General features: G+C 64.6%; 13 protein-coding genes. 6 read left to right on the top strand and 7 right to left on the bottom strand.

Annotation, left to right across the window (positions count from 1 at the left end):
• Positions 1–17: 17 nt before the first annotated feature.
• Entirely contained in the window at positions 18–476 is a 459-nt protein-coding gene (locus DCG74_RS34415; protein ID WP_172785912.1) for a tRNA (cytidine(34)-2'-O)-methyltransferase, read from the bottom strand.
• 279 nt (positions 477–755) lie between these two features.
• On the opposite strand from DCG74_RS34415, the gene petA reads away from it, so the two are divergent.
• The 6 genes from petA (at position 756) to DCG74_RS34385 (ending at position 8,763) form a co-directional block, all read left to right on the top strand.
• Positions 756–1,286: a ubiquinol-cytochrome c reductase iron-sulfur subunit gene (gene petA / locus DCG74_RS34410; protein ID WP_172785913.1), complete on the top strand. Its 531-nt coding sequence runs from the start codon at positions 756–758 to the stop codon at positions 1,284–1,286.
• A gap of 62 nt (positions 1,287–1,348) precedes the next feature.
• Positions 1,349–3,421 carry a cytochrome b/c1 gene (gene fbcH, locus DCG74_RS34405; protein ID WP_172785914.1) on the top strand — a complete coding sequence of 691 codons (2,073 nt, stop codon included), beginning with the start codon at positions 1,349–1,351 and terminating at the stop codon, positions 3,419–3,421.
• Positions 3,422–3,663: 242 nt separating this feature from the next.
• Positions 3,664–4,338 carry a dienelactone hydrolase family protein gene (locus DCG74_RS34400; RefSeq protein ID WP_172785915.1) on the top strand — a complete coding sequence of 225 codons (675 nt, stop codon included), beginning with the start codon at positions 3,664–3,666 and terminating at the stop codon, positions 4,336–4,338.
• Positions 4,339–4,453: 115 nt separating this feature from the next.
• Positions 4,454–5,656: a DUF4375 domain-containing protein gene (locus DCG74_RS34395; RefSeq protein WP_172785916.1), complete on the top strand. Its 1,203-nt coding sequence runs from the start codon at positions 4,454–4,456 to the stop codon at positions 5,654–5,656.
• Between the two features lie 254 nt (positions 5,657–5,910).
• A complete protein-coding gene (locus DCG74_RS34390; protein ID WP_172785917.1) occupies positions 5,911–8,076 on the top strand; it encodes an anthranilate synthase component I in 2,166 nt (721 codons plus the stop codon).
• 147 nt (positions 8,077–8,223) lie between these two features.
• Positions 8,224–8,763, top strand: a complete 540-nt coding sequence (locus tag DCG74_RS34385; RefSeq protein ID WP_172785918.1) for an adenine phosphoribosyltransferase — start codon at positions 8,224–8,226, stop codon at positions 8,761–8,763.
• A 46-nt stretch (positions 8,764–8,809) separates the two neighbouring features.
• Here the strand turns inward: DCG74_RS34385 and DCG74_RS34380 are convergent, their stop codons facing one another.
• The 6 genes from DCG74_RS34380 to DCG74_RS34355 form a co-directional block, all read right to left on the bottom strand.
• The gene (locus DCG74_RS34380) at positions 8,810–9,154 is read right to left on the bottom strand and encodes a nuclear transport factor 2 family protein (protein WP_246708847.1); all 345 of its coding nucleotides are present in this window, start codon (positions 9,152–9,154) and stop codon (positions 8,810–8,812) included.
• A complete protein-coding gene (locus DCG74_RS34375; protein ID WP_246708848.1) occupies positions 9,115–9,843 on the bottom strand; it encodes an RNA polymerase subunit sigma-70 in 729 nt (242 codons plus the stop codon). Before DCG74_RS34375 ends, DCG74_RS34380 begins: the two co-directional genes overlap by 40 nt.
• 44 nt (positions 9,844–9,887) lie before the next feature.
• A complete protein-coding gene (locus DCG74_RS34370; protein ID WP_172785919.1) occupies positions 9,888–10,634 on the bottom strand; it encodes an SDR family oxidoreductase in 747 nt (248 codons plus the stop codon).
• A gap of 164 nt (positions 10,635–10,798) precedes the next feature.
• On the bottom strand, positions 10,799–11,131 hold the full coding sequence (locus DCG74_RS34365) for a GIY-YIG nuclease family protein (RefSeq protein ID WP_172785920.1): 333 nt from the start codon (positions 11,129–11,131) through the stop codon (positions 10,799–10,801).
• 83 nt (positions 11,132–11,214) lie between these two features.
• Positions 11,215–11,883: a hypothetical protein gene (locus tag DCG74_RS34360; RefSeq protein ID WP_172785966.1), complete on the bottom strand. Its 669-nt coding sequence runs from the start codon at positions 11,881–11,883 to the stop codon at positions 11,215–11,217.
• Positions 11,884–11,945: 62 nt separating this feature from the next.
• Positions 11,946–12,698: a hypothetical protein gene (locus DCG74_RS34355; protein WP_172785921.1), complete on the bottom strand. Its 753-nt coding sequence runs from the start codon at positions 12,696–12,698 to the stop codon at positions 11,946–11,948.
• Between the last annotated feature and the right edge of the window lie 31 nt (positions 12,699–12,729).

Here is a 12,729-nt window from a genome sequence, read left to right as displayed (position 1 = left end):
CCTCTCTCCTCAATCTCTCAAACTTGCGGGTTCCGGGTTTGCCGCAGCGCCTCGCCGGCGGCCATGGCCACGCTCATGGCCACATTGAGCGACCGCAGCCCCGCGTTGATCGGGATCACCAGGCGCGCATCGGCGGCCTCGACGACCGCGTCGGTGACGCCGGCGCTCTCGCGCCCGAATAGCAGGATGTCCGAGCTCTGGTAATGAAAATCGCGGTAATCGGTGGCAGCCTTGGTGGTGAACAGCAGCAGCCGCTGGCCCTGGCCTGCGCGCCAGTCCTCGAATGTCGCCCAGGAGACGTGACGGGTCAGCCTGACATGGTCGAGGTAGTCCATTCCCGCTCGGCGGAACAGACGGTCGGACACGGGGAAGCCCGCGGGTTCGATGATATGGGCATCCAGCCCCAAGCAGGCACAGAGGCGAAGAATCGTGCCGGTGTTCTGGGGGATGTCAGGCTGGAAAAGCGCGATCTGCATGGGCGGCGGCGAGTTGGCTTGCGGGCGCAAAATGTCTCAATAAAACATCGCCCGCCCGGGAATTCGTGCATTGCACGCTCCCACGCCGTTAGCGGGCTTGCGCTCGCCCGGCAAGGGTGCCAATAGAACGATTCTGGACTGCTGTTTCACCCGTTTAGAGGTGAACAAGCCAAGTTCTGCCGCCGCGGGGGGCCGCGGGCGCCGGCAGCCTTTCCGGGGACCTCTTGGGCGCCCCTCGGAGCGGTTCCACCGGTAGCACAAGAAGAAAGGGTTGGAATCGTGACGACAGCGTCTTCGGCGGACCATCCGACACGCCGTGATTTCTTATTCGTTGCAACGGGGGCAGCTGCAGCAGTAGGGGGCGCGGCCGCGCTCTGGCCCTTCATCTCCCAAATGAATCCGGATGCCTCGACCATCGCCGCCGGTGCGCCGATCGAGGTCGATCTCAGCCCGATCGCGGAAGGTCAGGACATCAAGGTGTTCTGGCGCGGCAAGCCGATCTACATCAGCCACCGCACCAAGAAGCAGATCGACGAAGCGCGCGCCGTCAACGTGGCGAGCCTGCCCGATCCGCAGTCCGACGAGGCCCGCGTCAAGTCTGGTCACGAGCAGTGGCTGGTCGTGATCGGCATCTGCACCCACCTCGGCTGTATCCCGATCGCTCATGAAGGCAGCTACGACGGGTTCTTCTGCCCCTGCCATGGTTCGCAGTACGATTCGTCCGGCCGCATCCGCCAGGGGCCTGCGCCCTCGAATCTGCCGGTGCCGCCGTACCAGTTCGTTTCCGACACCAAAATCCAGATCGGCTGAGCTTCGGATCTTCGTCCGAAGCTTCGCGCCGTCTCGTCGTACTATTTCCTCAGGATCGCATCATGAGCGGACCATCCGACTACCAGCCGAGCAATCCGGCCCTGCAATGGATCGAGCGGCGTCTGCCGATCTTTGGTCTCATCCACTCCTCCTTCGTCGCCTATCCCACCCCGCGCAACCTGAACTATTGGTGGACCTTCGGCGCCATCCTCTCCTTCATGCTCGGGATGCAGATCCTGACCGGCGTGATCCTGGCGATGCACTACACGCCGAACGCCGATCTCGCCTTCAAGTCGGTCGAGCTGATCGTCCGTGACGTGAACTACGGCTGGCTGCTGCGCAACATGCACGCGGTCGGCGCCTCGATGTTCTTCGTCGCCGTCTACGTCCACATGTTCCGCGGCCTGTACTACGGGTCGTACAAGGAGCCGCGCGAGGTGCTGTGGATCCTCGGCGTCATCATCTACCTCCTGATGATGGCGACCGGCTTCATGGGCTACGTGCTGCCGTGGGGCCAGATGAGCTTCTGGGGCGCCACCGTCATCACCAACCTGTTCTCCGCCATTCCCTATGTCGGCGAGAGCATCGTGACGCTGCTGTGGGGCGGCTATGCGGTCGGCAACCCGACGCTGAACCGCTTCTTCTCGCTGCACTATCTCTTGCCGTTCGTGATCGCGGGCGTCGTCGTGCTGCACGTCTGGGCGCTGCACGTCGCCGGCCAGAACAACCCTGATGGCGTCGAGCCGAAGACGGAAAAGGACACGGTGCCGTTCACGCCGCATGCCACCATCAAGGACATGTTCGGCGTCACCTGCTTCATGCTGCTGTACGCCTGGTTCATCTTCTACATGCCGAACTATCTCGGCGACGCCGACAACTACATTCCGGCGAACCCGGGCGTGACGCCGCCGCACATCGTGCCGGAATGGTATTACCTGCCGTTCTACGCGATCCTGCGCTCGATTCCGAACAAGCTCGCGGGCGTCATCGCGATGTTCGGAGCGATCATCATCCTGTGCTTCCTGCCCTGGCTCGATGCCGCCAAGACGAAGTCGTCGAAGTACCGTCCGCTCGCCAAGCAGTTCTTCTGGATCTTCGTCGTGGTCTGCATTCTGCTCGGCTATCTCGGTGCGCAGCCGCCGGAGGGCATCTACGTGGTCGCCGGCCGCGTCCTGACGGTCTGCTACTTCGCCTACTTCCTGATCGTGCTGCCGCTGCTCTCGCGCATCGAGAAGCCGCGGCCGGTGCCGAACTCGATCTCGGATGCCGTGCTGGCCAAGACCGGCAGCCGGTCGACGCCGATGGTCTCGACCGCGATCGTGCTGGCGCTCGCCGGTTCGCTGTTCGCGGGCTCGATCGACAGCGCGAAGGCGTCCGAAGGCAGCGACACGCCCCCCGGCAACAAATGGTCGTTCTCGGGCCCTTTCGGTAAGTTCGATCGCGGCGCGCTGCAGCGCGGCCTGAAGGTCTACAAGGAGGTCTGCGCCAGCTGCCACGGCCTGTCCTACATCGCCTTCCGCAACCTCGCCGAGCCCGGCGGGCCCAGCTATTCCGTGGCGCAGGCGGCGGCCTTCGCCTCCGAGTATAAGGTCAAGGACGGTCCGAACGATGCCGGCGACATGTTCGAGCGGCCGGGCCGGCCGGCGGACTATTTCCCCTCGCCGTTCCCGAACGAGCAGGCCGCGCGTGCGGCGAACGGCGGCGCGGCGCCGCCCGACCTGTCCCTGATTACCAAGGCGCGCTCCTATAAGCGCGGCTTCCCCTGGTTCATCTTCGACGTCTTCACCCAGTACCAGGAGCAGGGGCCCGACTATGTCGCCGCGGTGCTCCAGGGCTATGAGGAGAAGGTGCCGGAGGGCGTCACCATCCCGGAGGGCTCGTACTACAACAAGTACTTCCCCGGTCACGCCATCAAGATGCCGAAGCCGCTCAGCGACGGCCAGGTGACCTTTGACGACGGCGCGCCGACCACGGTCGCGCAGTACGCCAAGGACGTCACCACCTTCCTGATGTGGACCGCCGAGCCGCACATGGAAGCGCGCAAGCGCCTCGGCTTCCAGGTCTTCGTGTTCCTGATCATCTTCGCGGGCCTAATGTACTTCACCAAGAAGAAGGTCTGGGCCGACTCGCACTGAGCGGCTTGGCGCGAAACGAGAATGAAGAAGCCCCCGCAAGGGGGCTTTTTTGTTGAGCCGTCATTCCGGGGCGATGCGTAGCATCGAACCCGGAATCCATTCATCCACCACCTCCGCGGCCCAATGGATTCCGGGCTCGCGCTATCGCGCGCCCCGGAATGACGAGAGTGTGGATTGCGTCACACCCCCGCACCCGCCAAAATACCGCCAACCGATCCCCCAGAAACTCACCGGAGGACACCATGGGAACCAGCATCACCTTCAAGCGCCCGGACGGCAAGGACGCCTCGGGCTATCTCGCCAACGCCGCGCGCGGCAATGCGCCGGGCGTGGTCGTGATCCAGGAATGGTGGGGCCTGTCCGACCAGATCAAGGGCCTGTGCGACCGCTTCGCGCTGGCCGGTTTCGACGCGCTGGCGCCCGATCTCTACAAGGGCAAGGTGGTGCCGTATCACGACACGGACAGCGCCAACAAGGAGATGAATTCGCTCGACTTCATGGACGCCACCGCGCAGACCGTGCGCGGTGCCGCGCAATATCTGTCGCGCAACGGCGCCAAGGTCGGGCTGACCGGCTTCTGCCTCGGCGGCGCCGTCACCATCATCGGCGCGACCAAGATCCCGGAGCTCGCGGCCGGCGTCGTGTTCTACGGCATCCCGCCCGAGCAGGCGGCCAAGCCCGCCGACGTCAAGATCCCGCTCCAGGCCCATTTCGCCAACAAGGACGATTGGTGCACGCCGGAGCTGGTCAATGGTTTCGAGAAGGCCATGAAGGCCGCCGGCAAGTCGCTGGAGCTGTTCCGCTATGACGCCGAGCACGCCTTCGTCAACGAGCAGCGCCAGGCCGTGCACGACCGCGAAGCCGCCGAGCTCGCCTGGGGCCGGGCGACGGAGTTTTTCCGGAAGCATCTGGGGTAGCAGCAGCAGTGGTGCGGGTCGATCTGCGCACGTGTTGCATCGCTATTGATAACAGCTCGCTGCAATCATAGGCTGCAGCCGTGTAGCCCTTCGCTACGCGACTGTGGAGGGGGTGATGATTGTGGATGGTCGGTTGACGACGGTTGTTTTGCCTCGCGAGCGGCTGGAGGCGCCCGAGGACCCTGAGAAGGCCGAATATCTAACCCACGCGGTGGTCGACTACGTCAACCAAATGCAACGCGTCGGCGTGTACTCCGGACGTGAACTGCCCGCTGTGGCCATGCAGGCCTATCACGCAGACTACTATCTCGCTCAGGTCAACAACGGCGGTCACAGCCAGTTCATCGGTAACACGGGCGTTTCGATGCTTCCCACGACGTCTGGCGATGCGCTCGCCGGACTCGAGGCGATGGGAGCGAGCGCGCAACATCGTATATTGCAGGAAATGATCGCCTGGGTAGGGGATAATCCCCAAGAGAGCGTGCAGCAGAATGGCTTCGAGAACCGAGCCTCGGCGCTCGATGCGCTTGATCGTCGCTTCTATGAAGCAGAACGACAGCAACCAATGAAACAACTTGCAGCCCGATGGATCGCAAGCTGGCCCGAATTGCATGCTGTCGCGCAGGAACAGTATGCCTCCGAAATCGAACGGCTTGCGCAACTTAACCCACATCTGTCGCAACGTCGGATCTGGCTGAGCGTTCGCCACATCAGCTCTCAGATCACCGACCGCCTGCAGCTCACGATCGCCGCCGCGTGCGGGGCGGTGAGGCCTGACCCGGAGCTCAAGGTTCAGGCGTTCGCGGGAAGCAATATGGATGTTGAAGGGGTGCAGGGCATTGCCATTGGCGTCAAGACTGACAAGGGTTCGCGCCTGTGCGTTTACGAAGAGGCGGGTGGAGAACTTTACGAATTCGGCCCAGGCAGCCAGAGCCCGAAGCCGTCGGCCATGCATGAAGTATTGAAGAGCTTTCCGCCCACACTGGTGGGCGCGCGGTTGTCGACGGTAGGCGCTGACACGATCCGGAATTTCTTGAGAGTTGCCGAGCAAAATCTGGCGGCCGAGGCCATCGACCTGCTGTTGCGAAAGTTGGATCTGGATCCGGCCGCGATGATCACGGCGCTACGCGTGAGCGACGATCATGCCACATGGTGTGCGGTCACAGGAAAGACAGGTGTTATGGTTGAAACCTTGGCTGACCGTAGCAATGTCGTCGAACCCGACGACGAACTTCTGCTCACGGTAACGCGAGCCGAGATCGAGCGTCATGCTTCGGACGCGGCCATAGGGCGCGACAGCCTGCAGATGCGGGCTTGAAGCGGCTGAGACCTGGCCGTCGCCATTTTGGCGATTGAAGCCGCCCCAGCCACCCTTGACGCCGCCCTCGCGCCATGGTGAGTATCCGCCCATGAGCACCGCCGTCCGCCCAGCCCGTCTTTGGTGGCGCACCTCCTAAAGAGGTGGCCGGTGCGATTTCATTTCTCAAAATCGCTAGAGGTCGCCACGCAGTGCGGCGGCCCGATCGTTTGTCCTGTGTGGCGTTCCCTCGGCAAGTTTCGTAAGAGGACGACATGAACAGGACAGTCTTTGCCCTCCCGGCCAGAAGTGAGTACGCGACCCGCGCGGGGCTTGCGATCACGCGCGTGGCGGAGCAATTTACCGGCGGCGCCAGCAGGCTCGACGACCTCATCAGCCTGCTCGACCGCCGCCGCGGCGTGGTGCTGTCCTCGGGCACGACCGTGCCCGGCCGCTACGAGAGCTTCGACCTCGGCTTCTCCGATCCGCCGCTCAAGCTCGAGACAGTCGGCGTCAATTTCAAGCTGGAAGCGCTGAACGCGCGCGGAGAGGTGCTGATCGCCTTCCTCGGCGACGTCCTGCGCGACCCCTGCGTGGTGATCTCCGAGAAGGCTGCAGCGCGCTTGGCCGGCCACATCATCCGCGGCGATGCCCCGGTCGAGGAAGACCAGCGCACGCGGCGGGCCAGCGTGATGTCGCTGGTGCGCGACCTCGTCGCCGCCTTCTCCGCCAATGATGATGGCCTGCTCGGCCTGTTCGGCGCCTTCGCCTACGACCTCGTCTTCCAGATCGAGGACCTCGTTCAGAAGCGTCCGCGCGAGCAAGACCAGCGCGACATCGTGCTGTACGTGCCCGATCGCCTGCTGGCCTATGACCGCGCCACCGGCCGCGGCGTCGTGCTCTCTTACGATTTCGCCTGGAAGGGCAAATCGACGGAGGGCCTGCCGCGCGAAACCGCCGACAGCCCCTACCTGAAGACGCCGCGCCAGGGTTTTGCCGATCACGCGCCCGGTGAATATCAGGCCACGGTCGAAACCGCGCGCGCGGCCTTCGCGCGCGGCGATCTGTTCGAGGCCGTGCCCGGCCAACTGTTCGCCGAGCCCTGCGACCGCTCACCGGCCGAAGTGTTCCAGCGCCTCTGCGTCATCAACCCGTCGCCCTACGGCGCGCTGATGAATCTCGGCGAGGGCGAGTTTCTTGTCTCGGCGTCGCCCGAAATGTTCGTGCGCTCGGACGGCCGCCGCGTCGAGACCTGCCCGATCTCCGGCACGATTGCGCGCGGCCTTGATGCGATCGGCGACGCCGAGCAGATCCGCCAGCTCTTGAACTCGGAGAAGGACGAGTTCGAGCTCAACATGTGCACCGACGTCGACCGCAACGACAAGGCGCGCGTCTGTGTGCCCGGCACCATCAAGGTTCTAGCGCGCCGGCAGATCGAGACGTACTCAAAACTGTTCCACACCGTCGACCACGTCGAGGGCATGCTGCGCCCCGGCTTCGACGCGCTCGATGCCTTCCTCACCCATGCCTGGGCGGTCACCGTCACGGGTGCGCCAAAGCTGTGGGCGATGCAGTTCGTCGAGGACCACGAGCGCTCGCCGCGGCGCTGGTATGCCGGTGCGATCGGCGCGGTGAATTTCGACGGCAGCATCAACACCGGCCTCACCATCCGCACCATCCGCATGAAGGATGGCCTCGCCGAAGTGCGCGTCGGTGCCACCTGCCTGTTCGATTCCGATCCCGCCGCGGAAGATCGCGAATGCCAGGTCAAGGCTGCCGCCCTGTTCCAGGCGCTGCGCGGCGATCCGCCGAAGCCGCTCTCGACCTTTGCGCCCGATGCCACCGGCTCGGGCAAGCAGGTGCTGCTGATCGACCACGACGACAGCTTCGTGCATATGCTCGCCGATTATTTCCGTCAGGTCGGCGCCAGCGTCACCGTGGTCCGCTATGTGCATGCGCTCGACATGCTCAAGCGGAAGAGGTGGGATTTGCTGGTGCTGTCGCCCGGCCCCGGGCGCCCTGAGGATTTCGGGATCAAGACAACAATCGACGCGGCGCTGGAGAAGAAGCTGCCGGTGTTCGGCGTCTGCCTCGGCGTCCAGGCGATCGGCGAATATTTCGGCGGCGAGCTCGGCCAGCTCACCCATCCCGCCCATGGCCGGCCCTCACGGGTGCAGGTGCGCGGCGGCCGGCTGATGCGCAACCTGCCGAACGAGATCGTCATTGGCCGCTATCACTCGCTCTTCGTCGAGCGCGACAGCATGCCGGAGGTCCTGAGCGTCACCGCCAGCACCGAGGACGGCGTCGCCATGGCGCTTGAGCACAAGACCCTGCCGGTCGCCGGCGTGCAATTCCACCCGGAATCGCTGATGTCGCTCGGCGGCGAGGTGGGGTTACGTATCGTCGAAAACGCGTTCCGGCTGGATGCTGGGGCGAATTGAGTATGACCGTCATTGCGAGGAGCCCGCGACAAAATTGCGAAGCAATTTTGCGCTGGCGACGAAGCAATCCAGGCTCTTGCCGCGGAGAAGATCTGGATTGCTTCGCTTCGCTCGCAATGACGGTGGAAAAGCCAGAGTGAGATAACCATGACCTTTGACCACGATCTGAAGGCGAGCGTCCGCACCATCCCGGACTATCCCAAGCCCGGGATCATGTTCCGCGACATCACAACCCTGCTCGCGGATGCGCGCGCGTTCCGCCGCGCCGTGGACGAGCTCGTCAATCCCTGGGCCGGCAACAAGATCGACAAGGTCGCCGGCATGGAGGCGCGCGGCTTCATCATCGGCGGCGCGGTGGCGCACCAGCTCTCGGCCGGCTTCGTGCCGATCCGCAAGAAGGGCAAGCTGCCGCATACCACGGTGCGCATCGCCTACTCGCTCGAATACGGCATCGACGAGATGGAGATGCATGTCGACGCGATTCAGCCCGGCGAGCGCGTCATCCTGGTCGACGACCTCATCGCCACCGGCGGCACCGCGGAAGGCGCGGTGAAGCTGCTGCGCCAGATCGGCGCCAACGTCGTCGCCGTCTGCTTCATCATCGACCTGCCCGAGCTCGGCGGCGCCGCCAAGCTGCGTGCGATGGACGTCCCGGTGCGCACGCTGATGACGTTCGAGGGGCATTGAGCGTGCTCGCCGCTGCGGCGAGAGCCTGCGGCAAGCGCAGACCTGGCTAGGGCGGCGGCAAGCCGAAGGCCGGAAACAGCTCGGGCCCGAGCGGCCCCAGATAGACCGTCAGCGAGGCGATCCCGCCGTCCGCAGGCTCGATGACATGCAGCGAATGGGCGCGCCATGCCGGATCTTGATGGGTGCGCGCGTAGACACCGACAGCCGGCTGGCCGTTGGCGCCGATGGCGACCGCTCGGAAGCCGGCAAACCTGGTCCAGATGGTCTCGAAGAAAGCCCGAATGGCCGCGCGCCCCTGATACCACTCCCGCCATGGCGGCATGCTAAAGGTGGCGTCCTCCCGCAAGAGTTCTATGAAGCCGTCGAGATTGGCGGCCTGCCAGGTCTGCATGTAGCGCTCGAGCAGCAGTCCCTCCTCTCGGCTGGTCTGCGATCGACGGCGGGACGTCCCTCGGGATATCGCGCCGCGAGGGTTGCGCGAGCCCGCTGCAATGCGCTGTTGATCGAGGCCGTCGAGCCGCCCAACAATCGCGCCGTTTCGACAGCCGACCATCCCAGGACGTCGGAAAGCAGCAGCGCGGCCCGCTGCCTAGGCGGCAGATCCTGGATGGCCGCGACGAAGGCGAGCTGCACGGCTTCGCGGGTCTCGTACCGTGCTTCCGGACCGGGCGTGTCGTCGGCGACGGCGGGAAGCTCCGCATCCGGGTAAGGGTCCAGCCAGGCAAGCTCGGCTGCGGGCCCGCCCGTGGCCCGCCCCTGCGAGGGAGGCCGTCCGGGCTGCTGGAGAAAGCGATGCGTCTTGGTCCTCGCCTTGAGAGCGTTGAGGCAGCTGTTGGTGGCGATCGTGTAGAGCCAGCCGCGGACCGAGCCTCGCCCGTCGAACTCCGACCGCGCGCGCCAAGCTCGCAGAAAGGTCTCCTGTACGAGGTCGTCCGCCTCGTGCAGCGAGCCCATCATGCGGTAGCAGTGGAGCTTGATCTCGCGACGGTGAGCCGCCGTGAAATGCTCGAAGGCCAGCCGATCGAGGAACGGCTGGCCTGGCTCGCCCAATGGCTCGAAAGGGCCAGGAGGGCCTGTCATGTCGGGCCTGCAGTGCTGAATTCGATCTGCATTCTGTGTGTGCCTCAGGCCGCCGGCGCAAGTCCGCTCCCGCTCACCATGAAGGAACTGCCCTCCGATGTCCCGGTGGCCAGGGCAACCACCGCCCTTCCCACATCGGCCGGCGTTTGCATGTCGGTCATGCCCGCGAGAACGTCCGCGGGCTGGATGCCCAGATAGCCGGCATAGCCGTCGACGCCGCCCTTGCCCACGCGGGTGCCGGGCATGATACGCATGGGGGCCAGGTCCATGAAGCGCAGGCCCAGTCCGAGCCGATCCGACTCCTTCTGGCAATGACCGGCCAGGAAGATCTGCGCGCGCTTTGCCCCCGCATACCCGCCGGCAAACGGCGGTCCGCCGCTGAAGGCCGCGCCACTGGAGATCTGGACGATCCGTGTTCCCGGCTTGAGCGGACCTCGCAGCGCCGCCCTGCAAAACAGGAACGACGCCTTGACGTCCGTTTCCCAGTTGGCGGAGAAGGCCTCCCAGGTCAGGTCCTGTATAGGCGCGCTGGGGGCAAGTGAGCCCGCGCAGATCACCAGGACGTCCGGCGCCAGCGCGGCGAAAACCTGCCCCGGCGCTGTATCCTGCGTCGCGTCGGCCGCAAGGGTTCTCAACCTCGGCGTCTCGTTCGCCAATTGAGTCAGGGCTGCTGCTTCGCGGGCGACGGCGAGGACCGTCGCTCCCTCGCCGAGGGCGGCTTCCGCGATTGCGCGGCCGACGCCGCGGCTGCCTCCTACGACGACGACATTTTTATCTTGCAACGATCCCATGGATTACCCCCCTGTCCGGGCCACCCGGATCATTCCGGCGCGCCTATGGATCAGGACAGCGCAGGCGGGCCAAAATCATCGGTGCGCCAAAGAAAATGTCAGGCGATCGACACGGCCCGCGAAAAGCGCCGATAGGGTGCGCGGCTGGTAGTGAACGTGGCCGACTAGATCGCTTCGGCGTTGAGGTCCGACCGCCAATGCAGCATGCGGTCCTTCAGGAGTGCATCGCGGATGTAGCTCGTTTCCTCCTCGTCCAGCCGCTCGCACTCGGCGAATGTCAGGCCAGCGGCGCCATGCGCGTTCCACGCCGCTTGAAGGGCGCGGCAGGGATGCCCGCCCTGGCGCAGCGTGAACCAGATCCGGTTGGCGACCTTCTCGAGATCAAACGCCTGCCCGACCCAGGCTTCGCCTGTCGCCACGCAGCGGACGACGTAGATGCCGACGGCGGTCTTGCGCTCCTTGTAGGCGGCAATCGCGGCCTTTCGGTCGATGCTCATGGGCTTGGTCTCGCGAGGAAGGGTGTCACGCGAGGTCATACAAGCCGCCGGGCGGTCGGTCAATATTGCCCGGGTAAAATAAATCAGGACCGTTGCAGGATCAGGCTGAGCTCAAGCTCGCGGAAGGCGAGGTAGTTGCGCCGGATCCACTGATGCAGCTCGGTGGAAGAGTCCTTCTCCTGCCGCAGATAGCCGGTGAAGGAGAAATTCAGCCGGTCGATATACGTCTTCAGGAAACCCGGCAGCGCCGGCAGGCGGAACAGCCGGCCACCTCCCATCGCCGGCGGCAGCTCGCCGCGGACGACATATTCGTTGTCCACCGTGACCAGGTTCATCCGCGGGATCTGCCCGCGCAACGTCTCGTGGGCGCGGGCCGAGACACGGTCGGTGTCGGCGACGAACAGGATCTGTGGTGCCACATGCCGGCGCGCCGCCTCCTTCAACAGGCCGATCTCGTCGGTCATCTTGAAGAACTCGTCGAAGGCGTGGAAGCCGAGGTCGATGACCTTGGCAACACCGTCATCGACGATGACGCGGTCCATCAGCTGCATCTTGCCGTAAGTGTCGATCACGTCGGCGGTCTCGGTCACCTTCGGCAGGTAATCGAGCAGCGACGGCTCCTTCAGATTGACGTCGAAGGCCGCGACGTTGCCGTTCTTAAGCAGCAGGAATTCTGTCAGCAGCCGCGCCAGCAAGGTCTTGCCGACCTGCGGGCGAGGCGAGCAGATGATGTAGACGGGCGTTGCGGGCATCGACAGCCAGTATCTGGGCCAACTCACCGCCCAATCCAGCCGTATCCGCCCGGGGTCCGCAACTATTTTTCGCTGTTGCGGGTGACGGATTTCGAACCAACGATGTCGGTCAGGCGGATGCGGTCGAACTCGCTCCAGACGTTGGCCAGCCAGTGCCGGACATAGCCGCGCAGCACGAACGAATAGTTCGCGGCCTCGTCGTTGATGCCCTTGTTGGCGACGAATTTCAGGAACGGGACGGAAGACACCTCGACCTGCTCATAGGCCATTTCGTTGAGCTTGGGGATGGTCAGCTCGGTCGCGTCCTTGATGCGGTGGAAGTAGGAATTGTAGGTCGCCTGGTCCCATTGGAAGAACTGGGTGTCGTTGATGAAGTTCTTCACCAGGAAATATTTCGCGCCGGACATGAAGCCCGCGGTCTCCGCGATTTCCTCCAGCGAGGCGATCGAGGGTCCGAGGATGTGGAACACCGCGAAGGTGATCTGGCCCGCCTTGGCGGCGTCGAGGAAGCCGATGTCGCGCAGCGAAGCCAGCGCCGGCGAGAGCAGGCCGGCGCGGACGTCGATGACGGTGACCGAAGGGCTGACAGCGTTGAGCGTGTCGAAGATCTTCATCTGGTCGGCCGTCGTCGTCATGTCGACGATCTCGGTGATGTCGGGGTGGAAGCGCCTCAGGGTTCCGCGCGGCGACTCCGTGTCGAACGCCCGCGTCGGCACGTTGTTGGCCGAGAAATAATCGAGCAGGGTGCGCGATACCGTGGTCTTGCCGACCCCGCCCTTGTCCGCGCCCACCACAACCACTGCCGGCTTTGCCATTGCTGTCCCCTAACGCGCGCCCCCGATCGCG

Origin of the sequence: Bradyrhizobium sp. WBAH42, from assembly GCF_024585265.1 — a bacterium.
GTDB lineage: Bacteria > Pseudomonadota > Alphaproteobacteria > Rhizobiales > Xanthobacteraceae > Bradyrhizobium.
Note: the sequence above shows the minus strand (reverse complement) of the source record. Positions and strands in the feature narration are given on the sequence as shown.